At 57.9% G+C, this 25,557-nt stretch carries 25 protein-coding genes; 11 read left to right on the top strand and 14 right to left on the bottom strand.

Features of this window, described 5'->3' with window-relative positions; all coding sequences use genetic code 11:
* Positions 1-11: 11 nt before the first annotated feature.
* Positions 12-917, top strand: a complete 906-nt coding sequence (locus MXF20_RS20095; protein WP_325971071.1) for an EamA family transporter — start codon at positions 12-14, stop codon at positions 915-917.
* A gap of 58 nt (positions 918-975) precedes the next feature.
* Here MXF20_RS20095 and ibpA read toward each other — a convergent pair whose 3' ends face one another.
* A complete protein-coding gene (ibpA, locus tag MXF20_RS20090; RefSeq protein WP_010617843.1) occupies positions 976-1,392 on the bottom strand; it encodes a small heat shock chaperone IbpA in 417 nt (138 codons plus the stop codon).
* A 285-nt stretch (positions 1,393-1,677) separates the two neighbouring features.
* On the opposite strand from ibpA, the gene MXF20_RS20085 reads away from it, so the two are divergent.
* Positions 1,678-2,037, top strand: coding sequence for a YceK/YidQ family lipoprotein (locus tag MXF20_RS20085; RefSeq protein WP_325971167.1), 360 nt, complete (start codon positions 1,678-1,680; stop codon positions 2,035-2,037).
* On the opposite strand, the gene MXF20_RS20080 is transcribed toward MXF20_RS20085, so the two are convergent.
* The 11 genes from MXF20_RS20080 to dnaA form a co-directional block, all read right to left on the bottom strand.
* Complete coding sequence (locus MXF20_RS20080) at positions 2,015-3,277, bottom strand: DUF3748 domain-containing protein (protein ID WP_325971069.1); 1,263 nt, start codon at positions 3,275-3,277, stop codon at positions 2,015-2,017. The genes MXF20_RS20085 and MXF20_RS20080 overlap by 23 nt on opposite strands.
* Positions 3,278-3,383: 106 nt before the next feature.
* Complete coding sequence (locus MXF20_RS20075; RefSeq protein WP_325971068.1) at positions 3,384-4,676, bottom strand: MFS transporter; 1,293 nt, start codon at positions 4,674-4,676, stop codon at positions 3,384-3,386.
* Positions 4,677-4,919: 243 nt separating this feature from the next.
* Positions 4,920-6,068: a galactonate dehydratase gene (gene dgoD / locus MXF20_RS20070; protein WP_325971066.1), complete on the bottom strand. Its 1,149-nt coding sequence runs from the start codon at positions 6,066-6,068 to the stop codon at positions 4,920-4,922.
* Positions 6,065-6,682, bottom strand: a complete 618-nt coding sequence (locus MXF20_RS20065) for a 2-dehydro-3-deoxy-6-phosphogalactonate aldolase (RefSeq protein WP_325971064.1) — start codon at positions 6,680-6,682, stop codon at positions 6,065-6,067. The genes dgoD and MXF20_RS20065 overlap by 4 nt, the downstream gene beginning before the upstream one ends.
* A complete protein-coding gene (locus MXF20_RS20060; RefSeq protein WP_325971063.1) occupies positions 6,666-7,544 on the bottom strand; it encodes a 2-dehydro-3-deoxygalactonokinase in 879 nt (292 codons plus the stop codon). The genes MXF20_RS20065 and MXF20_RS20060 overlap by 17 nt, the downstream gene beginning before the upstream one ends.
* Complete coding sequence (locus tag MXF20_RS20055) at positions 7,541-8,239, bottom strand: FadR/GntR family transcriptional regulator (RefSeq protein ID WP_021506909.1); 699 nt, start codon at positions 8,237-8,239, stop codon at positions 7,541-7,543. Before MXF20_RS20055 ends, MXF20_RS20060 begins: the two co-directional genes overlap by 4 nt.
* A 216-nt stretch (positions 8,240-8,455) precedes the next feature.
* On the bottom strand, positions 8,456-9,265 hold the full coding sequence (gene yidA, locus MXF20_RS20050; protein ID WP_325971061.1) for a sugar-phosphatase: 810 nt from the start codon (positions 9,263-9,265) through the stop codon (positions 8,456-8,458).
* A 174-nt stretch (positions 9,266-9,439) separates the two neighbouring features.
* Entirely contained in the window at positions 9,440-11,848 is a 2,409-nt protein-coding gene (gene gyrB / locus MXF20_RS20045; RefSeq protein WP_325971059.1) for a DNA topoisomerase (ATP-hydrolyzing) subunit B, read from the bottom strand.
* A 17-nt stretch (positions 11,849-11,865) separates the two neighbouring features.
* On the bottom strand, positions 11,866-12,951 hold the full coding sequence (recF, locus tag MXF20_RS20040; protein ID WP_325971057.1) for a DNA replication/repair protein RecF: 1,086 nt from the start codon (positions 12,949-12,951) through the stop codon (positions 11,866-11,868).
* Between the two features lie 172 nt (positions 12,952-13,123).
* Positions 13,124-14,224: a DNA polymerase III subunit beta gene (gene dnaN / locus MXF20_RS20035; protein WP_325971055.1), complete on the bottom strand. Its 1,101-nt coding sequence runs from the start codon at positions 14,222-14,224 to the stop codon at positions 13,124-13,126.
* Positions 14,225-14,229: 5 nt separating this feature from the next.
* Positions 14,230-15,633: a chromosomal replication initiator protein DnaA gene (gene dnaA / locus MXF20_RS20030; protein ID WP_325971053.1), complete on the bottom strand. Its 1,404-nt coding sequence runs from the start codon at positions 15,631-15,633 to the stop codon at positions 14,230-14,232.
* 601 nt (positions 15,634-16,234) lie between these two features.
* On the opposite strand from dnaA, the gene rpmH reads away from it, so the two are divergent.
* The 8 genes from rpmH (at position 16,235) to MXF20_RS19990 (ending at position 22,581) form a co-directional block, all read left to right on the top strand.
* Positions 16,235-16,375 carry a 50S ribosomal protein L34 gene (gene rpmH, locus MXF20_RS20025; protein WP_000831330.1) on the top strand — a complete coding sequence of 47 codons (141 nt, stop codon included), beginning with the start codon at positions 16,235-16,237 and terminating at the stop codon, positions 16,373-16,375.
* A gap of 15 nt (positions 16,376-16,390) precedes the next feature.
* The gene (gene rnpA, locus MXF20_RS20020; RefSeq protein ID WP_325971051.1) at positions 16,391-16,750 is read left to right on the top strand and encodes a ribonuclease P protein component; all 360 of its coding nucleotides are present in this window, start codon (positions 16,391-16,393) and stop codon (positions 16,748-16,750) included.
* Positions 16,714-16,971 carry a membrane protein insertion efficiency factor YidD gene (gene yidD / locus MXF20_RS20015; RefSeq protein ID WP_325971049.1) on the top strand — a complete coding sequence of 86 codons (258 nt, stop codon included), beginning with the start codon at positions 16,714-16,716 and terminating at the stop codon, positions 16,969-16,971. The genes rnpA and yidD overlap by 37 nt, the downstream gene beginning before the upstream one ends.
* A 2-nt stretch (positions 16,972-16,973) precedes the next feature.
* Complete coding sequence (gene yidC / locus MXF20_RS20010) at positions 16,974-18,620, top strand: membrane protein insertase YidC (protein ID WP_325971047.1); 1,647 nt, start codon at positions 16,974-16,976, stop codon at positions 18,618-18,620.
* 81 nt (positions 18,621-18,701) lie between these two features.
* The gene (mnmE, locus tag MXF20_RS20005) at positions 18,702-20,066 is read left to right on the top strand and encodes a tRNA uridine-5-carboxymethylaminomethyl(34) synthesis GTPase MnmE (RefSeq protein ID WP_325971045.1); all 1,365 of its coding nucleotides are present in this window, start codon (positions 18,702-18,704) and stop codon (positions 20,064-20,066) included.
* A 207-nt stretch (positions 20,067-20,273) separates the two neighbouring features.
* Entirely contained in the window at positions 20,274-20,531 is a 258-nt protein-coding gene (locus MXF20_RS20000) for a helix-turn-helix domain-containing protein (protein WP_325971043.1), read from the top strand.
* Positions 20,531-21,841 carry a type II toxin-antitoxin system HipA family toxin gene (locus tag MXF20_RS19995; protein ID WP_325971041.1) on the top strand — a complete coding sequence of 437 codons (1,311 nt, stop codon included), beginning with the start codon at positions 20,531-20,533 and terminating at the stop codon, positions 21,839-21,841. The genes MXF20_RS20000 and MXF20_RS19995 overlap by 1 nt, the downstream gene beginning before the upstream one ends.
* Positions 21,842-21,990: 149 nt before the next feature.
* Complete coding sequence (locus tag MXF20_RS19990) at positions 21,991-22,581, top strand: malonic semialdehyde reductase (protein WP_325971039.1); 591 nt, start codon at positions 21,991-21,993, stop codon at positions 22,579-22,581.
* 41 nt (positions 22,582-22,622) lie between these two features.
* Here MXF20_RS19990 and MXF20_RS19985 read toward each other — a convergent pair whose 3' ends face one another.
* Positions 22,623-23,132, bottom strand: a complete 510-nt coding sequence (locus MXF20_RS19985; RefSeq protein ID WP_325971037.1) for a flavin reductase family protein — start codon at positions 23,130-23,132, stop codon at positions 22,623-22,625.
* A gap of 293 nt (positions 23,133-23,425) precedes the next feature.
* On the opposite strand from MXF20_RS19985, the gene MXF20_RS19980 reads away from it, so the two are divergent.
* A complete protein-coding gene (locus MXF20_RS19980; RefSeq protein ID WP_325971036.1) occupies positions 23,426-24,187 on the top strand; it encodes a 4'-phosphopantetheinyl transferase family protein in 762 nt (253 codons plus the stop codon).
* A 31-nt stretch (positions 24,188-24,218) separates the two neighbouring features.
* Here MXF20_RS19980 and MXF20_RS19975 read toward each other — a convergent pair whose 3' ends face one another.
* Positions 24,219-25,532, bottom strand: coding sequence for an NCS2 family permease (locus MXF20_RS19975; protein WP_325971035.1), 1,314 nt, complete (start codon positions 25,530-25,532; stop codon positions 24,219-24,221).
* Positions 25,533-25,557: the final 25 nt, after the last annotated feature.

Raw genomic sequence — 25,557 nt, 5'->3', positions numbered from 1 at the left:
GAGGAATGCGTATGTCCGTGAAAGATATGTTGTTAGCCCTGTGCGTCGTGGTGGCGTGGGGCGTAAATTTTGTGGTGATTAAGCTGGGTTTGCAGGGCATGCCGCCCTTTTTACTGGCGGGACTGCGTTTTACGCTGGTGGCGTTTCCGGCGATCTTCTTCGTGCGGCGTCCGGCGATTCCGCTGCGCTGGCTGGTGGTGTATGGCATGACCATCAGCTTTGGCCAGTTCGCGTTTCTGTTCCTCGCTATCAAGCTCGGCATGCCAGCCGGGCTGGCTTCGCTGGTGCTGCAGGCGCAGGCGTTTTTCACCCTGCTGCTCGGTGCGCTGCTGCTGGCCGAAAAGCTGCGCTGGAACCATATCGCCGGCATTCTGGTCGCCACGCTCGGCATGTTCATGCTGGCAACGGCCGGCATGGAGGGCCAGACAACCGCGGGCATCACGCTGACTACCATGATGCTGACGCTGGCGGCGGCGCTGTCGTGGGGGCTGGGCAATATCACCAACAAGATTATCCTGCGCAACCGCAAGGTGCCGGTGATGTCGCTGGTGGTATGGAGCGCGCTGGTGCCGATTGCACCGTTCTTTGCCTGTTCGTGGTGGTTCGAGGGCGAATCCGCCATTGTCACCAGCCTGCTGGATATTTCACTGCAGACGGTGCTGGCGCTGCTCTATCTGGCGTTTGTCGCCACCATTGTCGGCTACGCCATCTGGGGCAATCTGCTCAGCCGCTACGAAACCTGGCGCGTGGCGCCGCTGTCGCTGCTGGTGCCGGTGGTCGGTATTCTCAGCGCTGCGTTGATCCTCGGTGAAACCCTGTCGGCACAGGAGATCCTCGGCGCCTCGGTGATCATTTTCGGACTGCTGGTGAATGTGTTCGGCGGGATGGTGAGCCAGCGCCTGCTGGTGCGTACCTGACAGTGCAGCCATAAAAAAACGCCGCGTTGCAGCGGCGTTTTTCTTCACTTCGTTAGCCTTATTTCAGGATTTCAATCCGGCGCGGTTTCGCCTCTTCCGGGACGATGCGTTCCAGATCGATACTCAGCAGGCCCAGTTCGAGACGCGCATCGCGCACCACGATGTGATCGGCCAGCTGGAATTTGCGTTCGAAGTTACGTTCCGCGATGCCCTGGTACAGATATTTACGTTCCTGCTGCTCTTCGGGATGGGCGCCGCGCACCACCAGCATGTTGTCATGGGCGGTAATATCCAGTTCGCTCTGCGCAAAGCCGGCGACGGCAATGGTGATGCGATAGTGGTTTTCATCGACCAGCTCGACGTTGTACGGAGGGTAGCCGCCGTTAGCCTGGTTTTGGTTGGACTCAAGCAGGTTAAACAGACGGTCGAAACCAATGGCAGAACGATAAAGCGGAGAGAGATCAAAGTTACGCATAATAAGACTCCTGATAATCAGCAAGTTTTGGCAACCTTCCACCATGGACAGGTTGTCCGGCCCGTCGGTGTCCCTGTCGGCGACCGCGTCGTGACCGTAGCTTAAAGATGGGTGCGCTCAGGTCGCTTTCAAGGGGCAATGCGCTTTTTTTTGCAGCAATTCTGACGATATGGCATACACTCAGGGGACGCTTCGCCTGACGGCAAGGACATAACCACAGAGTTGTGCGGATGTCAGGTGACACACTCCAGCCAGGGCCATGCCATGACTGTAGGGATGATGATGATGAAAATGATGAAACGCTTTCCGCTCACCGGCCTGCTGGTCTGTTGCGCCTGTGCCACCTCAGGCTGCTCCAGCGTGATGTCGCACACCGGTGCCAGTCAGGGCTACTATCCCGGCACGCGCGCCAGCGCAGAGATGCTGACCGATGACAACACCAGCTGGGCGATTAAGCCGCTGGCGCTGATCGATCTGCCCTTCTCGGCGGTGATGGATACGCTGCTGCTGCCGTGGGACTACTTCCGCGCCGACGACGATAAAACCAAAGATTCGCCGCGCGAGCGCGTGCTGCAGAGCGAGAAAATGGCCGGCACGCAGGCCAGCCTGGCCACGGCTGCCGCTATGCCGGGGGAATCGCACTGACGCAGAACAGCTGGCGCCAGCCGTCAACGTCGCGCATATAGGCGATCTGCCTGCCGTCTGGCGACCAGACTACCGCATCGCCGCACGGCGGCAGCGCGCTACGCGCGGTAAGCCGCGTACACTGTCCGCTGGCTATCTCACACCGCATCACGCTGTTATCACAGACAAAGGCGATGGCCGCGCCGTCCGGCTGCCAGCTGAAAGCAGACTGAATGCTGCTGCGCAGTGTAGTGATCTGACGCGCTGCGCCGCCGTTGGGTGAGACCGTCCACAGCTGCACAATGCCCTGCTCGTCAGCCTGCAAAAAGGCGATCGCGCTGCCATCCGGCGCGGCGCGCAGCCAGTGGCGCGGCTGCAGCGCCAGCCCTTTGCTGCGCGTGATCCGCCGCTGCTGTACGCCAGCTGGCGGTGCCGGCAGCTGATCTGCCGTGCCCTGCAGCGGCGCGTTGCCGGCTTTGGCATAGTCCGCCAGCGCCTCCGGCAGATCGACCACAAATACTTCCGGCACCTTCTCACCGCTGGCATTGCGCGTATCGCCGATAAAGGCGATGGCCCAGCGCTGCCAGCTGCCGTCCGCTTTCCGGTAGCCGCGCGTGCCAATCCAGCCCTCTTCATAGGCGCGGTCAATCTGATCGCTGCCCGGTTGCGGATCGCGCCGGGTGTGGCTCACCAGCACGCAGTAGTGGCTGCCGTCATATTCGCGCGGATGTTGCTTCGGCGGGCACACCGGATGCAGCGGCACCGCCACGCCGACGTTGCGCAAATCATCACGCGCATCGCGCTCATGCATCACGTGATCGTTATAGGTAAAGCTCAGCCGCGAGCCATCCGGACTGAATACGTGCACGTGCGAGCCGCCGCGCAGCGCGCCAGGCGTGTACGGTGCGGTGATATCGCAGGCGTCGAGGTTCTCCGCAATGCCCTGCTGCACAATCACGCCGCGCCGGTGATGAAAGTCGTAGTGCCAGTGCGCATCGGGATGCTCCGGGCCGTGAATACAGACGTAGCGCGGCGGCAGATCCGGACTCACGGTTACCACGCCGACGTGCGCACCGTCGCGCGCCTGATACAGCACCTCGACCGCGCCGCTGTGCACGTTGACGCGCTCAATGGTCAGGCTGGTAAACGCGGCGCCGGACGGCCGCACGTCGAATGCCAGCCACTGGCTGTCGGCGGTCCAGACGTTAATATTGGTCAGCTGATGCTGGCGCGGAGTAAAGGTGAGTTGTTTTTCTGACATGGGGCAACCTCAGATGTAACCGTTGCCCGACAAATTACGTGATGCCGTTCAGTTAAGCAAAAACTGCGCTGAGGATGCCGGTGCGCAGCAATGCGCACCCGCAATCTTAGCCCACCCGCTGCACCTCCCCCACCAGCAGGATATAGGAGAGCGCACCAATCAGCGCAACGGCAGAGATGTACACCAGCGCCGGTGCAAAGCCGTAATCCTGCGCCAGGTAACCGACCACCAGCGGTACGGTGATACCGCCGAGGCCGCCAATAAAGTTGAACATGCCGCCGGTCAGGCCAATCAGACGCACCGGTGCCAGCGACGAGACCAGCGACCAGGTAATCGACGCGAACCCGTTGCCGAAGAAGGCCAGCGCCATCAGCACCATAATCCACAGCGGATCGTTGGTGTAGTTGGCGCCCATGATGCAGGTGGAGATTAGCAGGCCGCAGATGATCGGCGTCTTGCGCGCAAAGCCGAGCGAACGCCCACTGCGCACCAGGCGATCGGCCACCATGCCGGAGAGAATCACGCCGACAAAGGCGGCGAGAAACGGCACGGTGGTCATAAAGCCGGCCGTCAGCGCGGCGATATGTTTCTCCTGCGTCAGGTAGTTCGGGAACCAGGTGAGGAAAAACCACAGCGTTGAGGTCACCGCGAACTGGCCGAGATACACGCCGCACAGCTTGCGGTGAAACACCAGTTTCCAGTCCGCCGCCGTGAGTTTAACACGCGCGCTTTTTTCGCCCGGCGCATCGCCGTCGACCATTGCGCCACCGGCGCGAATGTACTCCAGCTCGGCCTGATTAATGCCTTTGCTCTGGCTCGGTGCCCGATAAACCTTCATCCACACCAGCGACCAGATGATGCCAATGCCGCCGGTGATGATAAACACCCAGTGCCAGCTCAGCAGTTCCTGAATCCAGATCAGCAGCGGCGTGAGAAACGCCAGACCGACAAACTGGCCGGAAGTGTAGAAACCGACGGCCGAAGCGCGCTCCTGTTCCGGGAACCAGCTGGTGACCAGACGATTATTGGTCGGGAACGCCGGCGCTTCAAAAATACCGGTAATGGCGCGCAGACCAATCAGCGATAATAAGCCGCTGGCGAATCCCTGTAATAACGTCGCCACCGACCAGCCGAGAATAGCAATAAAATAGGTCAGGCGTGAGCCGACGCGATCGAGAAACCAGCCGCCGGGAATCTGGCACAGCGTATATAACCAGGCAAACGCCGAAAAGACATAGCCCATTTCCGCTTTGCTGATGCCAAACTCCTGCTGAATATGCGCCGAGGCCACGGCTAAATTAGCGCGATCGACATAACAAATGACTACCGTAATAAAAATCATCAGCAGCGTAATATAGCGGCGACGCGTAGGTTTCGCCTGAACAGCAGAGAGATCCATGGTGTTTCTCCGTCAGATGTCAGCTAACGGACGTGCCGAAGCACGCCGCAGCCAACGCAGGGTAAGGTTATCGAAGATAAAAGCCGCAGCAGCGGTAAACTGGCAGCGCGGTTAAAACAGGTTGAGCGCTGCCCTGTGCCTTATATATTCCGCACATGGTTTAAATAGTCAGATGTTTATCGCCCGATAATCGGTACGGTTATAAAGCGGTAAATGCAGCGGCCGGGCGCAATACCACGGTTATTACCACTCGGCTACCGATCCATCCGGAAAGCGCCATAATGGGTTGCGCCAGTCTGGCGCATTTTTACTGCGCGCAATCACCAGCTCTTCATTAATGTCTACACCGAGGCCCGGTTTATTTAACGGATAGAAATGGCCGTCATCCATTTTAAAATCATCTTTATTGATCACGTAATCGAGCAGTTCAGCGCCCTGATTATAGTGAATGCCCATGCTCTGCTCCTGGAACACTGCATTACGCGACACGAAGTCGACATGCAGACAGGCAGCCAGTGCAATCGGCCCCAGCGGACAGTGCGGTGCCAGCGCCACGTCGTAGGACTCGGCCATCGCTGCGATTTTGTAGCATTCGGTGATGCCGCCGGCGTGCGACAGATCCGGCTGCAGAATCGCCAGCCCACCGGCTTCCAGCACGCGCTTGAACTCGAAGCGGGAGAACATGCGTTCGCCTGCGGCAATCGGCAGATGCGTCTGCGCCGCCAGGCGTGGATAGTATTCCGCCTGCTCGGCCAGCACCGGCTCTTCGATAAACAGCGGACGATACGGCTCCAGCTCTTTGATCAGCACTTTGGCCATCGGCGCACTGACGCGACCGTGGAAATCGAGGCCGAACTCAATGTCACTGCCGAAGGCTTCGCGAATCTGCGCGACGGTGTTAACAGCGGCATCGACCTGACGAGAATTGTCGATGATGCCCATCTCTTCACAGCCGTTGAGCTTGAAGGTGTCAAAGCCGATGCCGCGTAATTTCTTAATGCCATCAATCACTTCGGCCGGACGATCGCCGCCCACCCAGCTGTACGCTTTGATGCTGTCACGCACCAGACCGCCCAGCAGCTGATACACCGGTACACCGAGCGCTTTGCCTTTGATATCCCACAGCGCCTGATCGATGCCGGCAATGGCGCTCATTAAAATCGGGCCGCCGCGATAAAAACCGCCGCGATACATCACCTGCCACAGGTCATTAATCCGCGCCGGATCCTGACCAATCAGATACTCCGACAGTTCATGCACCGCGGCTTCGACGCTGCGCGCGCGCCCTTCGATCACCGGCTCGCCCCAGCCGATGATGCCTTCATCGGTTTCGATTTTCAGGAACATCCAGCGCGGCGGCAGGCGATAAGTGGTCAGTTTCGTAATTTTCATCGTACGGCGTCCTTATAAGCAGCAACAAATGCGCGAGCCTTCTCTACGGTGCGCGACAGCGGCTGACCGGCGCGATAGAGATCGCTGCCCAGGCCAGCGCCGACGCAACCGGCGGCGATAAATTCATGCAGGTTTTCCGGCGTGACGCCGCCCACGGCAAACACCGGCACCTCCGGCGGCAGCACCGCTTTCAGCGCTTTGATGTAGCCCGGACCAAATGCCGACGACGGGAAAATTTTCAGCGCCTGCGCCCCGGCCTGCAGCGCGGTGAAGGCTTCGCTGGCGGTGGCACAGCCTGCGGCAACCAGCATGCCGTGCGCGACGGCCTGGCGAATCACCGCAGCATCGGTATTGGGCGTCACCACCAGCTTGCTGTTGAGCGCCGCCAGCTGATCGACCTGCGCTGGCTGCAGCACGGTGCCGGCACCGATCAGCACGTTATCACCGAAGGTTTGCACCATCGCGCCGATACTTTTCGCCCAATCGGGCGAATTGAGCGGGATTTCAATGGCATCGAATCCGGCGTCGATCAGCGCCGCCACGTGCGCTTCGGCTTCATCCGGCGTGATGCCGCGCAGAATGGCGATCAGCGGGAGTTTAGTGGGCCAGGACATTCGCAATACTCCTTATTCCGAGCTGGAAAGCGCGATCGCCCTCCAGCGTGACTGAATCTATTCCGATAAAGGCCAGCGCCTGCTGATAACGCTGCGCCAGTTCGCTGCCGGCGATAATGACAATCGGCTGGCGGCTATGCGTTAACTGCTGCGTCATCTGCGCCACCTCATGGCCGATTAACAGGCCTGAGAGAAAATCACTGATATGGCGACGATCGCGCGCGCCGAGCACGTGGGCGGCACGCACTTCAAACAGGCGCGCCAGAATTGAGCTGTCATGGCTGCCAAGCTGCAAACCGTCCCGGAACGCCTCCGGACTGGCTTCCTGCCCGGGTAAACCGGCGCCGATCAGCGATTGCTTCAGCAGTAAATGGTGCAGCTCGCCGGTCATTACGGTGCGGAAATCGATAACGCGATCCTGTTCCAGCTGCACCCACTTGGCGTGCGTGCCCGGCATGACATACAGCGGCGCGGGCTGCAGCGTGACTGCGCCGAGCAGCTGGGTTTCCTCCCCACGCATCACGTTGTAGTTGTCGTCACGTTCGACGCTCAGTCCCGGCACGATCCACGCTTTTCCCTCCACGCAGGTCAGGCGATCGCTTAATGCATTGAGCGCCACCGGACAGGCGAGATAAGGCACTGCCAGCCAGCCGGCGTTGCTGCCGACCATGCCGGCCATGATCACCGGGACTTCGGCCACCGGCCAGCCGTCGGTAATGGTGGCAAACACCTGAGCAGGCGCGCGGTCGCCGAGGCGCGTCACGCCCGCTTCCGAACGGCGCTCATCGACGCATTCACCGGCGCGGTAATACCAGGCGCGCAGGTTGGTTGAGCCCCAGTCAATGGCGATATAACCGGTCACAAAATCTCCTTGAGTCGGGCGGTTGAGCTGGCAATCATCGCCTTCGCCGCCTGTTCCGCCGCATCGCCATCCTGATGACGAATGGCATCGAACAGCGCTTTATGTTCGGCTAAGGTGCGCGGCATGTTGCCGGAATCCGCCATGTAGGTTTGCGCAAACACCGCTTTTTGCAGCTGGCTGATCGCCACATTGAGCTGCTGCAGCACCGGGTTATGCACCGAGGCCATCACCGCTTCGTGATAGCGGATATCCGCGTCGTTAAAAGCATCACGGTTGAGGTGGTTGGCCACCATATCGTTATAGGCCAGCTCAATCGCCGCCAGATCGGTCGACGTGGCACGCTCGGCCGACCAGCGCGCAATCTGCGGCTCCACCAGCACGCGCACCTCATTCATCGCCGCAATCAGGCGCGGATCGTGATCGTGCGCCAGCGCCCACTGCAGTACATCGCTGTCGAGATAGTTCCACTGGTTACGTGAGGTCACAAACGCGCCGCGATAGCGCTTCATCTCCATCAGGCGTTTAGCCATCAGGGAGCGATACACTTCGCGAATAATGTTGCGCGAGGTGGAAAACCGCTCGCACAGCTCCGCTTCCGCCGGCAGCGCGGCGCCCGGCACATATTTTCCGGCCACAATCTCTTCACCCAGCGTCTGGATGATGCGCTCTGTTTTACTCAGTGGTTCCTGCGTCATAGTGTTCGATTCCATGAAAGGCGTGAGCAATCAGATTACTGCTTTCGTCGTGCAAAACCCAATCCCTGACGCATCCTCTGGCGGCAATTGTAGTACCATATACATTGTTTGTACTACAATATGGATCACAAAACAGACAACCCATCTGCGCGCTGGCAGCAAAAAGTTCAGCAGAGAAGTGACGGGCGACAGAACGCCGCCCGCATCAGAGGAGGGTTACAGCACTAGCTCTTCAATGGCGTGCGCGACGCCATCTTCCATATTGGTCTTCGTCACGAACTGCGCGATCTGCTTCACGGAATCAATCGCATTGCCCATCGCTACGCCGGTGCCGGCGTATTCAATCATCGCCAGATCGTTTTCCTGATCGCCAATCGCCATCACTTCTGACGGCTGCAGGCCGAGTTTTTCCGCCAGCATTTTTACGCCGTAGCCTTTGTTGACCAGCGGATTAAGGATTTCGAGATAGTAAGGTGCACTTTTCAGGATGGTATAACTGTCGCGCGCGCGCGCCGGTAACGCGGCGATGGCTTTATCCAGCAGCTCCGGTTTATCGATCATCATCAGTTTCGGGAAGCGCGTCGCCGGGTCCATCTCCTCTACGGCGCGATAACGCACCGGAATGCCGGTCAGACTGGCTTCGTGGATGGTGTATTCGCTGATGTCTTTATTTGGCGTGTAGAGGAAGGATTTGTCGAACGCCTGAAAATGTACTCCAAGGTCGCGCGCCAGCTGTTCCAGGTAGAGATAGTCATCAAAGCCAAGCGTCTTCTCAGCCACCACTTCTCCGCTGTCCGCACTGTGTGCCAGTGCGCCGTTATTGCTGATGCAATACTGGCCCGGCTGATGCAGATCCAGCTCCATCAGGTAGCGCTCGACGCCAACAAACGGACGTCCGGTGGCCAGCACGATCGACACACCTTTGTCCCGCGCCCGGCCAATCGCCGCTTTGACGCCCGCCGTGATTTCATGCTGCGGATTCAGCAGCGTGCCGTCCATATCGATCGCAATCAGTTTTATCGCCATAACGTCCTCGGTTAATTCAGGGTCTGGCTTTAATGCTAGCGCGATTCAGCTCACATTGACCAGTTAATCGGCAGCGGAAGATGCGTTGCGAACAAAGAGGTTGATACTCAGGAGGGAATTCATAACGGCGATTAAAACAAAAAACCCTTCCCACTTGGGAAGGGTTTTGCGCTATCAGATATCGATATTGGCGGCTTTCAGCGCGTTCTCTTCGATGAAGGCGCGGCGCGGTTCAACCGCATCGCCCATCAGCGTGGTGAACAGCTGGTCGGCGGCGATGGCGTCTTTGATGGTGACGCGCAGCATACGGCGGCTGTCCGGATCCATGGTGGTTTCCCACAGCTGATCCGGGTTCATCTCGCCCAGACCTTTATAGCGCTGCACTGACAGACCGCGGCGCGACTCTTTCACCAGCCAGTCAATCGCCTGCTCAAAGCTGGCAACCGGCTGACGGCGCTCGCCACGCTCAATGTAGGCGTCTTCTTCAATCAGACCACGCAGATGCGCGCCGAGCGCACAGATTTTGCGGTATTCCCCGCCCTCAATGAACTCGCTGTCCAGCGGGTAATCGGTATCCACGCCGTGGGTACGCACGCGCAGCACCGGCTCAAAGCGCTGCTGTTCGCGGTTTTCCCGCACCTGCGCCACATAGCTGCTGCCATGTGCTTCGCGCTCGTTCAGGTAAGCCACCAGGCTGTCCAGCCACGCGGTCACCGCCGTCTGATCGCTGAGATCGTTCAGGGTTGGATGATAAACCAGCGCACGCAGCAGGGCCGACGGGAAACGGCGCTCCATACGCTTGATCATCTTCTGAGTGCTGTTGTATTCCGCCACCAGGCTTTCCAGCGGCTCGCCGCCGAGCGCCGGTGCGCTGGCGTTGGTGTGCAGCGTGGCGCCGTCCAGCGCGATGGCAATCTGATACTGATCCATCGCGTCGTCATCTTTAATGTACTGCTCCTGCTTGCCCTTCTTCACCTTGTACAGCGGCGGCTGCGCGATATAAACGTGGCCACGCTCGATGATTTCCGGCATCTGACGATAGAAGAACGTCAGCAGCAGCGTACGGATGTGCGAACCATCGACGTCCGCATCGGTCATGATGATGATGCTGTGATAGCGCAGCTTGTCCGGGTTGTACTCGTCGCGCCCGATACCGCAGCCCAGCGCGGTGATCAGCGTGGCGACTTCCTGTGAAGAGAGCATTTTGTCGAAACGCGCTTTCTCCACGTTAAGGATTTTACCTTTCAGCGGCAGAATCGCCTGGTTCTTACGGTTACGTCCCTGCTTGGCGGAACCGCCTGCAGAGTCACCCTCCACCAGGTAGATTTCAGACAGCGCCGGATCGCGCTCCTGACAATCCGCCAGCTTGCCCGGCAGGCCTGCCAGGTCCAGCGCGCCTTTACGACGGGTCATTTCACGCGCACGACGAGCGGCTTCACGCGCACGTGCGGCGTCAATGATTTTACCGACCACGATTTTGGCGTCAGACGGGTTTTCCAGCAGGTATTCGCTCAGCAGTTCGTTCATCTGCTGTTCCACCGCCGATTTCACCTCGGAAGAGACCAGCTTGTCTTTGGTCTGAGAGGAGAATTTCGGATCCGGCACCTTCACCGAAACCACTGCCACCAGCCCTTCACGCGCGTCGTCACCGGTGGCGCTGACTTTGGCTTTTTTGCTGTAGCCTTCTTTATCCATGTAGGCATTGAGCGTACGCGTCATCGCGGCACGGAAACCAGCAAGGTGCGTACCGCCGTCGCGCTGCGGAATATTGTTGGTGAAGCAGTAGATGTTTTCCTGGAAACCGTCGTTCCACTGCAGCGCAACTTCGACGCCGATACCGTCTTTTTCGGTGGAGAAGTAGAACACATTCGGGTGAATCGGGTTTTTGTTGCGGTTGAGATATTCGACGAACGCTTTGATACCACCTTCGTAGTGGTAGTGATCATTTTTATCGTCGCGCTTGTCTTCCAGGCGAATCGACACGCCGGAGTTAAGGAATGACAGCTCGCGCAGACGCTTCGCCAGGATTTCATATTCAAAATCGGTAACGTTGGTGAACGTATCGTGGCTCGGCCAGAAACGCACGCGCGTACCGGTAGCGTCGGTATCGCCGGTCACCGCCAGCGGCGCCTGCGGCACACCGTGCACGTAGGTTTGCTGATGCACTTTGCCGTCGCGACGAATAGTTAGTTCCAGCTTCTGCGACAGGGCGTTCACTACCGATACGCCGACACCGTGCAGACCACCAGAGACTTTATAGGAGTTGTCATCAAACTTACCGCCGGCGTGCAGTACGGTCATGATCACTTCGGCGGCAGAAACGCCCTCTTCCGGGTGAATACCAGTCGGAATACCACGGCCGTCATCCTGCACGGAGACAGAGTTGTCGGCATGGATGGTGACCACGATATCACTACAGTGGCCGGCGAGCGCTTCGTCGATGGCGTTATCCACGACCTCGAATACCATGTGATGCAGACCGGTGCCGTCATCCGTATCGCCGATGTACATACCCGGGCGTTTGCGTACCGCATCAAGCCCTTTCAGGACTTTGATACTTGAGGAGTCATAAGAATTCGACATCAACGTTTCTCGCTCATTTAATCTTCAGGTTGAACCGCTATTTTACCCTGTTCCACGCGGAACATCTTGCCCTTTTCGTCGCTCATGTCGATTACATGCTCGACACCAATGGCGCTGACAAACACCTGAGCCTGCGTGGCTTTCAGGCGTTCCGCCAGCAGGCGACGACGGGTGTCATCCAGCTCGGAGGCGAAGTCGTCAATCAGGTACAAACAGCGACGTCCGCTGCTGCGCGTCAGGTATTCGCCCTGCGCTAACCGCAGCGCACACATCAGCAGCTTTAACTGACCGCGTGAGAGTAAATCTTCCACCGGCGTGCCTTCAGCACGAATACGAAAATCGGCTTTGTGCGGACCGCTGGCGGTGTAGGTGAGCGCGCGATCGCGCTCGAAGTTGCGCTCCAGCAGCTCGCCGAAGTCGCTCTCTTTGTCCCAGCCACGCTGGAAGGAGAATGACAGGGCAAACTCCGGTAAAAACTGGCTGCAGGTAGCGGTGATTTCGCTGGCAATGGCCGCACTGTATTCGGCGCGCCAGGCGCTGATCTGTTCTGCCAGCGGCACCAGCTCCTGATCCCACGGCCGGATTTGGCTGTAGCGCCCGACCTGGCGCAGCGCCGCGTTGCGCTGTTTCAGCAGACGCCGCAGGTTGCTCCAGGCCAGAAAGAAACCGGGATAAGCATGAAAGCAGCCCCAGTCAATGTAGGCTCTACGGTATTTGGGGCCGCCGTTGAGCAAAGTAAACCCCTCCGGCGTAATCAGCTGCATCGGCAGCAGCTGCGCCAGCTCAGCCACTTTATGGCCGTCGCTGCCGTCGATGCGCACTTTGCTGTCGCCGGCGCGATTTTTGCTCAGGCCAACCGCCATTTCGCGTTCGCTGCCTTCGATACGCCCGTGCAGCACAAACGCGTCCTGATCGTGACGAATTACGCGTCCGGCCTGCAAACTGCGGAATGCACGGCCGTGGCCCAGCGTATAAATCGCCTCCAGCACGCTGGTTTTACCGCTGCCGTTGGCGCCCACAAGAAAATTAAAGCCCGGCGCCAGCGCGAGATCGGCCTGCTCGATATTACGAAAATCTTTAATCAGGAGGCGGGTTAAAGCCATGAACAAATCCAGCCAGAAGGGGGTTGCCTAACATTAACAATCCAGGCCGTTGGCGGCGCAGGCAGTCTGGCCACGGCCAGCGCGCAGACCCTGGGAGCATACTGAAGTATGTGACCAGGGGCGAGCACTGCCCGGGACCAGAATGGCAAGTAAGCCAGGCCGATATTTTCTACTACAAACGCATGGGCATAACGACGTAAGCCGCGGCCGGACTGGCTACATCTTCAATCTGCACGCTGGAAACCGAATCGGTCAGCAGCAGACGCACGTTTTCGCACTTCAGCGCGTTCAGCACATCCAGCACGTAGCTGACGTTAAAGCCAATCTCCAGCTCGGTGCCGCTGTACGAGACGTCCAGCATCTCTTCCGCTTCTTCCTGCTCCGGGTTATTGGCGGTAATACGCAGCTGATTTTCAGTAATATAGATGCGAACGCCGCGGAATTTCTCGTTCGACAGGATTGCCGCGCGGGCAAAGGCCTGTTTCAGCAGATCGCAGCCCGCTTCCAGCGCTTTGTCAGGATTCTTCGGCAACACGCGGCGATAATCCGGGAAACGGCCATCAACCAGCTTCGAAGTGAAGATAAAATCGCCGACGTGCGCGCGAATGTTGCTGCTGCCAATCTGCACCTGCAGCGGCGTTTCACCGCCGTCCAGCAGACGGACCAGCTCAATCACACCTTTACGCGGTACGATCACCGAATGGTTCGGCAGCGCCTGGCCGACAGGCATCGAGCACACCGCCAGACGGTGGCCGTCAGTGGCAACGGTGCGCAGCTCTTCGCCCTCGGTCTCAAACAGCATGCCGTTGAGGTAATAACGCACATCCTGATGCGCCATGGAGAACTGCGTGGCTTCAATCAGGCGTTTGAGCGTGGCCTGCGGCAGCGTGAATTCCACTTCGCTCTGCCAGTCATCGAGATTCGGGAAGTCGCTGGCGGGCAGCGTCGACAGCGAAAAACGGCTGCGACCAGAGCGCACCAGCATGCGGTCGCCTTCCAGCGTCAGGCTGATCTCTGCACCATCGGGCAGGCCACGGCAAATATCGAGGAATTTACGCGCCGGGACGGTGGTCGCGCCCGGTTCGTGCGGCTGGGTCAGCGCCACGCGCGCCACCATTTCCATCTCAAGATCGGTGCCGGTCAGCAGCAGCGTGCCTTCATTCACCTGCAGCAGCAAATTTCCGAGGATCGGCAGCGTCGGGCGTCCGCCAAGCGGGCCACTCACCTGTTGCAGCGGCTTCAGCAACTGCTCACGTTCAACAATAAATTTCATATGCGTCAGGAAGATAATGTTCGAATGAGGTTAGAGAAATCTTCTTTGATGTCGTGGCTCTCTTCACGCAGCTGCTCGATTTTACGGCAGGCATGGAGCACGGTGGTATGGTCACGGCCACCAAACGCATCGCCAATTTCCGGCAGGCTGTGGTTGGTGAGCTCTTTCGCCATCGCCATCGCCATCTGACGCGGACGCGCCACCGAGCGCGAACGGCGCTTCGACAGCAAATCCGCTACTTTAATTTTGTAGTACTCGGCCACCGTTTTCTGAATATTGTCGATGGTCACCAGCTTTTCCTGCAGCGCCAGCAGGTCGCGCAGCGCTTCGCGCACGAAATCGATGGTAATAGCGCGGCCGGTAAAGTTGGCATTGGCAATCACGCGATTCAGCGCCCCTTCCAGCTCACGCACGTTGGAGCGCAGACGCTTGGCAATAAAGAAGGCCACTTCGCCCGGCAGACGAATGTCGTTTTCATCGGCCTTTTTCATCAGAATCGCGACTCGCGTCTCCAGCTCAGGCGGCTCGATCGCCACGGTTAATCCCCAGCCAAAGCGCGACTTCAGACGATCTTCCACCCCGTTGATCTCTTTTGGATAACGATCCGACGTGAGGATGATCTGCTGATTACCTTCCAGCAGGGCATTAAAGGTGTGGAAAAACTCTTCCTGCGAGCGCTCTTTATTGGCAAAGAACTGAATATCATCGATCAGCAGCGCATCCACCGAACGGTAGTAGCGCTTAAACTCTTCGATGGCATTGTTCTGCAGCGCTTTCACCATATCCTGCACGAAGCGTTCGGAGTGCATATAGACCACTTTGGCATTCGGCTTACGCGCAATGATGCCGTTGCCCACCGCATGCAGCAGGTGCGTTTTGCCAAGGCCGGTGCCGCCATACAGGAACAGCGGGTTGTAAGCACCGCCAGGATTATCCGCCACCTGACGTGCCGCCGCGCGCGCCAGCTGGTTGGATTTACCCTCAACGAAGTTGTCGAAGTTATGGCGATTATTCACGTTCGAGCGGTAGGTCACATCGGCCGGTGCCGGAACGGAATCCCAGCTCGGGCGCAGCGGCTGTGCCGGTGCCGGACGATTCTCAGCCGGCGCGGGTGCGCTGACGCTGCTGGCCATGGCCGGTTGCGCAGCGGCGACCGGTGCGACCGGACGCGTGCCGACTTCAAAACGCAGCAACGGCACGTTCGCACCGCAGAATTCATTCAGCAGCCCATTGATACTATTGAGATATTTATCCCGAACCCAGTCGAGTACAAACCGATTTGGTGCATACAAGGCCAGCGTATTGTCGTTCAATTCAGCCTGCAGCGGACGAATCCACATGCTGAATTCGGTGGCAGGAAGCTCATCCTGCAAACGGGCAAGACACTGTTGCCAAAGCGTAAGTGACACGGCGGACTCCACTCGTACAAAATCGATAAGAATTTCAGGCGCTAATAATAGAAACTGTCTTTTTTGACACAGGCGGTCAGAAAGCGCCTGCGACCGCTATCCGCGGTAGTCATCCCTGGCGATCGCAGGGAGGATCGTCAGCGGAAGGGCGGATCATAGCGCAAAGCGCTACAGAGATCTTCCCTTTCTACACAGTTTTGATCCATTTTATCCACAGGGTGTCAAAGCAAGCATTAGTTTACGCTGTCTGCGGAAAAAGCGAGCGGGGATCAGGCTGAAAGCGAGAAATTTTCCGCCGCGCTCGCATTTTTGCCGTCACGATCGGCGCGGCGATCGCAAGAAGATCCTGGACGATCCTTGCGCTTTCCTTTATAGCCCGTATAATTCTCCACCCGGCATTGGCGCGTGAAGCTTTGATGCCCGGAATTAGCGGGCTGTATCAGGGTTTTCAGGTCCCGCGACCAGCGAAGTAAATTGACTCCGGACTGTACAATTATTACAATCCCGCCTCTTTATTAAAGACACATTGAGGCGTCGGTCGTTTTACTGGCCCGAAAACGCGTCACCCAGTGAAATTTTTCAAGTTTAGGTAGAAATCGCCATGAAACGCACTTTTCAACCGTCCGTACTGAAGCGCAACCGTTCTCACGGCTTCCGTGCTCGTATGGCTACTAAAAATGGTCGTCAGGTTCTGGCACGTCGTCGTGCTAAAGGCCGTGCTCGTCTGACCGTTTCTAAGTAATAAAAGCTAACCCTCGTGGTTAAGCTCGCATTTCCCAGGGAGTTACGTTTGTTAACTCCCGCTCATTTCACTTTCGTCTTCCAGCAACCTCTTCGGGCTGGCACGCCGCAAATCACCATCCTCGGCCGCCTTAATTCGCTGGGGCATCCCCGCATCGGTCTTACCGTCGCTAAAAAGCATGTGAAACGCGCCCATGAACGTAACCGGATCAAGCGATTGACCCGCGAAAGCTTTCGTTTGCGCCAACACGAGCTGCCGCCGATGGATTTTGTCATCGTGGCGAAAAAAGGGATTGCTGACCTCGATAACCGTGCACTGATGGAAGCGTTGGAGAAATTATGGCGTCGTCACTGTCGCCTGGCGCGCGGCTCCTGATCGCCCTGATACGCGTTTATCAACGCGCCATCAGTCCACTGCTGGGACCTCATTGCCGGTTCCATCCCACCTGTTCGCAGTATGGGGTGGAAGCCTTACGCCGCTTCGGCATGGTAAAAGGCAGTTGGTTGACGATTAAACGCGTATTAAAATGCCACCCTTTGAACCCGGGTGGCGACGATCCGGTGCCGCCAAAAACCTTTGATACCAGAGAACATTAACGATGGATTCGCAACGCAATCTCTTTCTCATCGCTTTTCTGTTCGTGTCTTTTATGATCTGGCAAGCCTGGCAGACGGACCACGCTCCGCAGCCACAGCAGACCCAGACCACGCAGAACACAAGCAGCGCAGCGGGTGATGCCGCCTCTTCCGGCGTGCCGGCCAGCGGCCAGGGCAAAACGATCACCGTTAAGACTGATGTCCTGTCACTCAACATCAACACCCGTGGCGGTGATATCGAGCAGGCACAGCTGCTGACTTACCCGGACAAACTGGGTTCAGATGCGCCGTTCCAGCTGCTGGAAACCACTCCGGCCTTCGTTTATCAGGCGCAGAGCGGCTTAACTGGCCGTAACGGTCCGGATAACCCGAACAACGGCGCACGTCCGCTGTATACCACTTCCCAGGATCACTTCGAGATGGCCGATGGCCAGACCGAGCTGCGCGTGCCGCTGAGCTGGACCGGTGAGAACGGCGTGGTTTACACCAAAACCTTCGTGTTCAAACGTGGCGAATTCGCGGTTAACGTCGACTACAACATCAATAACGCCTCACAGCAGCCGCTGGAAGTGGCGATGTTTGGTCAGCTGAAGCAGACGATCGATCTGCCGAAGCATCGCGATACCGGCAGCAACAACTTTGCGCTGCACACTTTCCGTGGTGCCGCGTACTCGACCAGCGATGCGAAGTATGAAAAATACAAATTCGATACCATCGCTGATAACGAGAACCTGAACACCACCACCAGCAATGGCTGGGTGGCAATGCTGCAGCAGTACTTTGCGACCGCATGGGTGCCACGCACTCAGGGTAACAATACGCTGTACACCAGCAATCTCGGCAATGGCGTTGCGGCGATTGGCTACAAGTCAGCCCCGGTGACTATCGCCGCCGGCGCACAGCAGGATCTCGGTGCGACCCTGTGGGTGGGCCCGGAAATCCAGGACAAGATGGCGGCTATCGCGCCACACCTCGACCTGACCGTGGATTACGGCTGGCTGTGGTTCATCTCTCAGCCGCTGTTTAAACTGCTGAAATTCCTGCACAGCTTTATCGGTAACTGGGGCTTCTCCATTATCGTTATCACCTTCATCGTGCGTGGCATCATGTACCCGCTGACCAAAGCGCAGTACACCTCGATGGCCAAGATGCGTATGCTGCAGCCGAAGATTCAGGCGATGCGCGAGCGTCTGGGTGATGATAAGCAGAAGCAGAGCCAGGAGATGATGGCGCTGTACAAAGCGGAGAAAGTGAACCCGCTGGGCGGCTGTCTGCCACTGGTTATCCAGATGCCAATCTTCCTGGCGCTGTACTACATGCTGTCCGGTTCTGTTGAACTGCGTCATGCACCGTTTGTACTGTGGATCCATGACCTGTCCGCGCAGGACCCGTACTACATTCTGCCGGTCATCATGGGTATCACCATGTTCTTCATTCAGAAGATGTCACCGACCACCGTGACCGATCCGATGCAGCAGAAGATCATGACTTACATGCCGGTGATCTTTACCGTGTTCTTCCTGTGGTTCCCGTCAGGTCTGGTGCTGTACTACATCGTCAGCAACCTGGTGACCATTCTCCAGCAGCAGCTGATTTATCGCGGGCTGGAAAAACGTGGTTTACACAGCCGCGACAAGAAGAAAGCGTAACGCCCGGCGACGCTGAGCAGGACGCAACATCTCCAGGGGCGGCATTTAATGCCGCCCTGTTTTTTTTGGAAGAAGGTGATTATGAGCCACAGTGACACTATCGTTGCCCAGGCGACGCCTCCCGGCCGCGGTGGCGTTGGTATTCTGCGTGTTTCCGGTGCCAGAGCCGCTGAGGTGGCGCAGGCCGTGCTGGGCAAGCTGCCGAAGCCGCGCTACGCCGACTATCTGCCCTTTAACGATGCCGACGGCAGCGTGCTGGATCAGGGCATCGCGCTGTGGTTCCCGGGTCCGAACTCCTTTACCGGCGAAGATGTGCTGGAACTGCAGGGCCACGGCGGTCCGGTGATTCTCGATCTGCTGCTGAAGCGCATCGTGGCGCTGCCGGGTGTACGCATTGCGCAGCCGGGCGAGTTCTCGGAACGCGCCTTTCTGAATGACAAGCTCGACCTGGCGCAGGCAGAAGCGATTGCCGATCTGATTGACGCCAGCTCTGAACAGGCTGCCCGCTCCGCCGTCAACTCGCTGCAGGGGGCGTTTTCACTGCGCGTTAATGCGTTAGTGGAAGCACTTACTCACCTGCGCATCTATGTAGAAGCAGCGATTGATTTTCCGGATGAGGAGATCGACTTTCTTTCCGACGGCAAAATCGAAGCGCAGCTTAATGCGGTGATCGGCGATCTCAACGGCGTGCGCGCCGAAGCGCGTCAGGGCAGCCTGCTGCGTGAAGGCATGAAGGTGGTAATTGCCGGTCGTCCCAACGCCGGGAAATCGAGCCTGCTCAACGCCCTGGCCGGACGCGAAGCGGCGATTGTCACCGATATCGCCGGCACCACGCGTGACGTGCTGCGCGAACACATTCATATCGACGGCATGCCGCTGCACATCATCGATACCGCCGGTTTGCGTGAAGCCAGCGACGAAGTGGAACGTATTGGCATCGAACGCGCCTGGCAGGAAATTGAGCAGGCCGATCGCGTGTTGTTCATGGTGGATGGCACCACCACTGACGCCACTGAAGCCAACGCCATCTGGCCTGATTTCGTGGCACGTCTCCCGGCTGCGTTGCCGATTACTGTGGTACGCAATAAAGCGGACATGACCGGGGAAACGCTGGGCCTGACAGAAGTAAATGGTCACTCACTGATTCGCCTGTCGGCGCGCACCGGTGCCGGCGTTGATACGCTGCGCGATCACCTGAAACAGAGCATGGGTTTTGCCGGCAATATGGAAGGTGGTTTCCTCGCACGCCGCCGCCATCTGCAGGCGCTGGAGTTAGCAGCCACTCACCTGCAACAGGGTAAAGATCAGTTGCTGGGCGCGTGGGCGGGCGAACTGCTGGCCGAAGAGCTGCGGCTGGCGCAGCAGGCGCTGAGTGAAATCACCGGCGAGTTTACCTCCGACGATCTACTGGGCCGCATTTTCTCCAGCTTTTGTATTGGTAAGTAAAACAATAACTTACATTAATGGCTGGCGGCGTTTTTACCGTTCGTCAGCCACTCCACGCTGTTCTTCCCGGTATTATTAACCCGCGTTAACTTCAGCTCACTACCGCCAGTTGCGCATGAGATCGGGTTTACCTGCGATAGCGGGTAAAACTTGAACTACACGCGATGCCGTGTAATGGTAGCACGGTTGCCAGACTGGAGTGCCGCAATGAAAATCACCAGTGCCAAACAATTAAGTTCATATCTTAAAGATATCAGGCTCACTGAAGCACTCTCGCAAGCGAAAGTCGCCAGTAAAATTGGTATTCGCCAGGATACCGTATCAAGCTTTGAGCTACAGCCTGAAACCACCCGACTGGACACGCTGTTTCGCATTCTCGCTGCGCTGGATCTGGAAATGGAGATAAAACCCCGGGGTTTGCCATCGGCAAAACAGGATCAGGGCGGCTGGAAGGAGGAGTGGTGATGGCAGAACTGGATGTCTACATGAATGGCTATCGGACAGGCGTATTCAGCAGGGCAGCAACGGGGGCACATGCATTCAGATATTATGAGAGCTGGCTGAATCAGCCGGGTAGCCGACCGATATCCCTCTCCATGCCTTTGCGCCACCAGCCTTACAAGGGCGCAGAGGTCTATAACTTTTTTGACAACCTGCTGCCTGATAATCCTGAAATTCGCGCACGAATTCTGTCTCGCTATCAGGCCAGCTCCACCCAGCCTTTTGACTTACTGGCAAAAGTCGGCAGCGACACCATTGGTGCGCTGCAACTGTTACCTCCCGACAGCAAACCGCACACTGTCCGCACAATCGATTACCGCAGATTAAGCGATAGCGAACTGGAAAAAATCCTTTCCGGCTATCAATCAGGCGCACCGCTTGGCATGCTGGAAGAGCTAACTGATTTTCGTATTTCACTGGCAGGCGCGCAGGAGAAAACGGCGCTGTTACGCATTAATCAACAATGGTGCCTGCCGCAGGGTAATACACCAACCACCCACATTTTAAAATTGCCGATTGGCAATATTCAGAGCCATTCGCATCGCCTTGATCTTTCAGATAGCGTGGAGAATGAGTGGCTCTGTACGCTCATTGCCAGAGAATTTGGCCTGGCAGTTCCCCACTGCTTTATCGTAAACACCGGGAAAATTAAAGCACTGGCCGTGGAGCGATTTGATCGACGTTATGCGTCGGATGGACAGTGGATCATGCGGTTGCCTCAGGAAGATTTTTGCCAGGTGCTCAATGTGCCCGCGGCAGGAAAATACGAAAGCCACGGCGGTCCAGGCATCTCTGCAATTATGGATTATCTCCTGAATTCAGCTAACGCAGAGCAGGATCGATATGATTTTATGAAAGCTCAGGTCCTGTTTTGGCTGCTGGCGGCCACCGATGGACATGCTAAAAACTTTTCCATTTTTATCGAAGCGGAAGGGCGTTTTCGTCTGACGCCGTTTTACGACATCCTTTCCGTCTATCCCGTGATTGGCGGTCCGGGATTGCATATGCGTGATGCAAAGCTGGCAATGGGACTGAACGGGAGTAAAGGCCGCAAAGCCGCTATCGAACACATTTTTCCGCGCCATTTTATGGCAACAGCCAAAGCAACAAAATTTGCCCTCACCGCGATGGAACGCATCCTCAATGAGTTCAGCATAACCGCGCCTGAAGTCATTAAGCGCGTGCAAGAGCAACTTCCTGCCTCATTCCCGTTGCACGTGAGCCAGACAATCCTGAATGGTTTTAAGGCGCGGGTCGCGCGTCTGCAGCAATAAACGTTTAACGGTTGTCATGCGTGTTTGTTATTTGGTTCTCCCTCTCCTTTGTCGTATAACGGTTGATGGTCGCCGCTTAAACGCAGCGGCCACATCCATTATTCATGCTAAAAATCAGGCGCAGGTTGTTGCCTGAACAGGAGAGAAACATGAGTACACCGCTCGACAGCGCGGCGCTGAACGCGCTGTTTACTGAAGCCCGCACCCATAGCTACTGGCAGGATAAACCGATTTCGCAGGAGGTGCTGGAGCAGCTCTATACGCTGACGGCGCTGGGGCCGACTTCAGCCAACTGTTCGCCGGGCCGCTTTGTATTCGTGACATCGCAGGAAGGCAAAGAGAAACTGAAACCGGCGCTCTCCTCCGGCAACGTGGATAAGACCATGGCGGCACCGGTGACGGTGATTGTGGCGTGGGATCCGACGTTCTACGAAGCACTGCCGAAGCTGTTCCCGCACGGCGATGCGCGCAGCTGGTTCACCAGCAGCCCGGATCTGGCCAAAGAGACGGCATTCCGCAACAGCAGCCTGCAGGCGGGCTATCTGATTCTGGCCGCCCGCTCGCTGGGACTGGATGCCGGCCCGATGTCCGGTTTCGATCCGGCCAAAGTTAACGCTGCGTTCTTTGGCGAGAATAACTGGCAGGTCAATTTACTGATCAACCTCGGCTATGGCGAAGCCAGCAAGCTGCACCCGCGCCTGCCGCGCCTGGGCTTTGATGAAGCCAGCAAATTTGCCTGATGCGTTAAGCAGCGCAGCCCGATGGCGCGCTGCACGGTGGCTCAGCCCAGCGAGTGAAAACCGCTGTTGAAGTAGACCATTGGCGCTGCCGCTTCGCCCGGCAGCGCAATACCAACAATACGCGCCAGCAGCACGCTGTGCGTGTTCCACTCAACCGCTTTCTCCAGCTGACAGTCGAAGCTGACCAGCGCATCAGCCAGCACCGGCGCTCCGGTATTCAGGGTTTGCCATTCACCGCTCTGGAAGCGCTCGGCGCGACGCGTCGGCGAGCTGAACTGCCCACACAGATCATCATGCTGCTCACGCAGCACGTTCACGGCAAAGTGGCCGGCCTGCAGAATGGCGTCGTGGCTTGATGCGCTGCGGTTGACGCAGACCAGCAGGCTGGGCGGTTCCGCCGCCAGCGAGCTGACCGAGGTGGCGATCAGCCCAAATTTTTCGCCGCTGAATGCCGTGGTCACCAGCGAGACACCGGCAGTGAGACGGCGCATGCCGTGACGAAACTCATCCAGCGAGATCGATTCCTGGCGAGCAAGAGAGGTAACTGACATAACAACTCCGACGTGCATGGTTTGCGATGCGCACGATTGGCAGATAAGTGAATAATTTACGCACTTCATTGTGCAGTTCTTTCCCGCCCAAATCCTACACCACATCCGCCGCTTCGGCACCCCATCCGGCATCAATGTGCAAAAGCCTCATATTCAATTGCCGCTCATGACAATAAGATTCGCCTCGTCCTTGTCTGAATTTGTTCGCTATGCAGCGGAAGCCAGATGCAAACCCATGAGAAAATTCTTACAATAGCCCTGATGATTATCCGACCATTTTCACGGAGCGACAGATGGCTAGTCATTTTGTTCGTTGGATGGGTAACCCGCCCCTCTCCTCTGAGACAATGCGGGTTCCACAGGATGTGATGACCAGCGCCGGGCTGCTGCCTGATAAGCGCCGTGGCCGCTTTCTTGCCGCACGCGCGCTGCTGGCGCAGCTGATGCTGCGCGTCTACGGTATTCCGGAACTGCCGCCGCTGATCGCCAGCAGCAGCGGGCGTCCCTGCTTTGCCGATCCTAATCTGCCTGACTTCAGTATCTCCTATGCCGGTAACATGGTCGGCGTGCTGCTGGCCGAAGAAGGCGGACGTGCCGGCCTGGATATGGAGATCGTGCGGGCGCACAGCCGTCAGGCGCAGGATGCGCTCACGCACGGGCTGTCATCGGGCGAAAAGGCGTGGATTAATGCCCAGCAGGATTTTATGGAGGCGGTGACGCAGATCTGGACGCTGCGCCAGAGCATTCTCAAACTGACCGGCGAAGCGGATAGCGGTATTGATGCGCTGCGGCTGCATCCGGCGGCCGGCCGGCTGCGATCCAGCGTCTATCCCGATATTCAGGCGGTGTGCGATGCCGAGCCGACGCTGGTGTGGTCCTGCGCACTGTCGCCCGGTACCGAACGTCTGCGGCTGTGGGAGATTGATGCGCAGCAGCAGTGGCAGTCACTGCGCGATGTGGAGATGAGCAAACCCAACATCGGACCGCGCACCCTGCGCCTCACCAGCCTGCCCGGCGAACGCCTCACCAGCCAGCCGGAAGTCGGGCATTTCTGATCGCTCAGGCCGCTTACGCGGCCTGTTGCGTTTAGTGTGCGTCGATAAAGGCGATTTTCAGCACAAACAGCAGCGCCACTACCACCACGCACGGGCTGATTTCACGCCAGCGCCCGGTGCCGAGTTTCATCACGCAATACGAGATAAAACCGAGCGCGATACCTTCGGTGATCGAGAAGCTGAATGGCATCATCGCCGCGGTGACAAACGCCGGCACCGCTTCGGTAAGATCGTCCCAGCGCACGCGCGCCAGCGAAGCCGTCATCAGTACGCCGACATAGATCAGCGCGCCGGCCGCCGCATAGGCGGGCACCATGGCAGCCAGCGGCGACAGGAACATCACCAGCAGGAACAGGATGCCGGTCACCACCGCCATCAGGCCGGTACGGCCGCCAATCGCCACGCCAGAAGAGCTTTCGATGTACGCCGTCACCGACGAAGTGCCGATCAGCGCACCGGTGACCGAACTGATGCTATCCACGTACAGCGCCTGCTTCATGCGTGGAAACGTGCCCTTCTCATCGGTCAGGCCCGCTTTATCAGTTACGCCAATCAGCGTACCGGATGAGTCAAACAGGTTTACCAGCATGAAGGCGAAGATCATGCCCGCCATGCCCACGTTAAACGCGCCTTTGATATCGACCTGGCCCACCACCGAGGTGATGGCCGGCGGCGCGGCGAACAGACCGGTGAACTTCACATCGCCCAGCAGCAAACCGATCGCGGTGGTCACGACGATCGACACCAGCACCGCCGCATGGATATTGCGTGACGCCAGAATCGCAATGATAAAGAAGCCGAGCGCGCCGAGCAGCACGTTGTGCGAGGCCAGGTTGCCGACGGTTACGATGGTGTCCGCGTTCGGCACAATGATGCCGGCGTTTTTCAGCCCCATCATGGCGATGAACAGACCGATACCGGCAGTGATGCCCACGCGCAGGCTAAGCGGAATGTTGGCAATCATCCAGTAGCGCACGCGCAGCAGCGTCAGGATCAGCAGCCCCAGCGCGCCCCAGAAGATCGCGCCCATGCCGACCTGCCACGAGTAGCCCATCGCGCCCACCACCACAAAGGCGAAGAAGGCGTTGAGACCCATGGCCGGTGCCAGCGCCACCGGCAGGTTGGCCACCAGCCCCATCAGGATGCTGCCGAACGCAGCAATCACGCAGGTGGTGACAAACACCGCCTGGGTGTCCATGCCTGCGGCGCCAAGAATCTGCGGGTTAACGAAGACGATGTACACCATCGTCAGGAAAGTCGTGAAACCGGCAATCACTTCGGTGCGTGCGGTGGTTCCGTGTTCCTGCAGCTTAAAAATACGCTGCAAAAGGCCCTGCTGGTTCATTTCGCTGTTCCGATGAAAAATTTAT

Origin of the sequence: Pantoea dispersa (assembly GCF_035783935.1) — a bacterium.
In the GTDB taxonomy this organism is placed as follows: Bacteria; Pseudomonadota; Gammaproteobacteria; order Enterobacterales; family Enterobacteriaceae; genus Pantoea; species Pantoea dispersa_C.
The sequence above is the reverse complement of the archived record's forward strand: the minus strand, read 5'-3'. Positions and strand labels throughout refer to the sequence as shown.

What these genes read in the sequence shown, in the direction of transcription:
- ibpA (WP_010617843.1), bottom strand. Translation starts at nt 1,392, where the DNA reads ATGCGTAACTTTGATCTCTCTCCGCTTTATCGTTCTGCCATTGGTTTC.
- MXF20_RS20055 (WP_021506909.1), bottom strand. Translation starts at nt 8,239, where the DNA reads ATGACGCAGGAACCACTGAGTAAAACAGAGCGCATCATCCAGACGCTG.
- yidA (WP_325971061.1), bottom strand. Translation starts at nt 9,265, where the DNA reads ATGGCGATAAAACTGATTGCGATCGATATGGACGGCACGCTGCTGAAT.
- gyrB (WP_325971059.1), bottom strand. Translation starts at nt 11,848, where the DNA reads ATGTCGAATTCTTATGACTCCTCAAGTATCAAAGTCCTGAAAGGGCTT.
- MXF20_RS19985 (WP_325971037.1), bottom strand. Translation starts at nt 23,132, where the DNA reads ATGTCAGTTACCTCTCTTGCTCGCCAGGAATCGATCTCGCTGGATGAG.
- MXF20_RS20075 (WP_325971068.1), bottom strand. Translation starts at nt 4,676, where the DNA reads ATGGATCTCTCTGCTGTTCAGGCGAAACCTACGCGTCGCCGCTATATT.
- dnaN (WP_325971055.1), bottom strand. Translation starts at nt 14,224, where the DNA reads ATGAAATTTATTGTTGAACGTGAGCAGTTGCTGAAGCCGCTGCAACAG.
- dgoD (WP_325971066.1), bottom strand. Translation starts at nt 6,068, where the DNA reads ATGAAAATTACGAAACTGACCACTTATCGCCTGCCGCCGCGCTGGATG.
- MXF20_RS20000 (WP_325971043.1), top strand. Translation starts at nt 20,274, where the DNA reads ATGAAAATCACCAGTGCCAAACAATTAAGTTCATATCTTAAAGATATC.
- MXF20_RS20095 (WP_325971071.1), top strand. Translation starts at nt 12, where the DNA reads ATGTCCGTGAAAGATATGTTGTTAGCCCTGTGCGTCGTGGTGGCGTGG.
- rpmH (WP_000831330.1), top strand. Translation starts at nt 16,235, where the DNA reads ATGAAACGCACTTTTCAACCGTCCGTACTGAAGCGCAACCGTTCTCAC.
- MXF20_RS19975 (WP_325971035.1), bottom strand. Translation starts at nt 25,532, where the DNA reads ATGAACCAGCAGGGCCTTTTGCAGCGTATTTTTAAGCTGCAGGAACAC.
- MXF20_RS19995 (WP_325971041.1), top strand. Translation starts at nt 20,531, where the DNA reads ATGGCAGAACTGGATGTCTACATGAATGGCTATCGGACAGGCGTATTC.
- yidC (WP_325971047.1), top strand. Translation starts at nt 16,974, where the DNA reads ATGGATTCGCAACGCAATCTCTTTCTCATCGCTTTTCTGTTCGTGTCT.
- mnmE (WP_325971045.1), top strand. Translation starts at nt 18,702, where the DNA reads ATGAGCCACAGTGACACTATCGTTGCCCAGGCGACGCCTCCCGGCCGC.
- MXF20_RS20065 (WP_325971064.1), bottom strand. Translation starts at nt 6,682, where the DNA reads ATGTCCTGGCCCACTAAACTCCCGCTGATCGCCATTCTGCGCGGCATC.
- recF (WP_325971057.1), bottom strand. Translation starts at nt 12,951, where the DNA reads ATGGCTTTAACCCGCCTCCTGATTAAAGATTTTCGTAATATCGAGCAG.
- MXF20_RS20080 (WP_325971069.1), bottom strand. Translation starts at nt 3,277, where the DNA reads ATGTCAGAAAAACAACTCACCTTTACTCCGCGCCAGCATCAGCTGACC.
- yidD (WP_325971049.1), top strand. Translation starts at nt 16,714, where the DNA reads ATGGCGTCGTCACTGTCGCCTGGCGCGCGGCTCCTGATCGCCCTGATA.
- MXF20_RS19990 (WP_325971039.1), top strand. Translation starts at nt 21,991, where the DNA reads ATGAGTACACCGCTCGACAGCGCGGCGCTGAACGCGCTGTTTACTGAA.
- MXF20_RS19980 (WP_325971036.1), top strand. Translation starts at nt 23,426, where the DNA reads ATGGCTAGTCATTTTGTTCGTTGGATGGGTAACCCGCCCCTCTCCTCT.
- MXF20_RS20085 (WP_325971167.1), top strand. Translation starts at nt 1,678, where the DNA reads ATGAAAATGATGAAACGCTTTCCGCTCACCGGCCTGCTGGTCTGTTGC.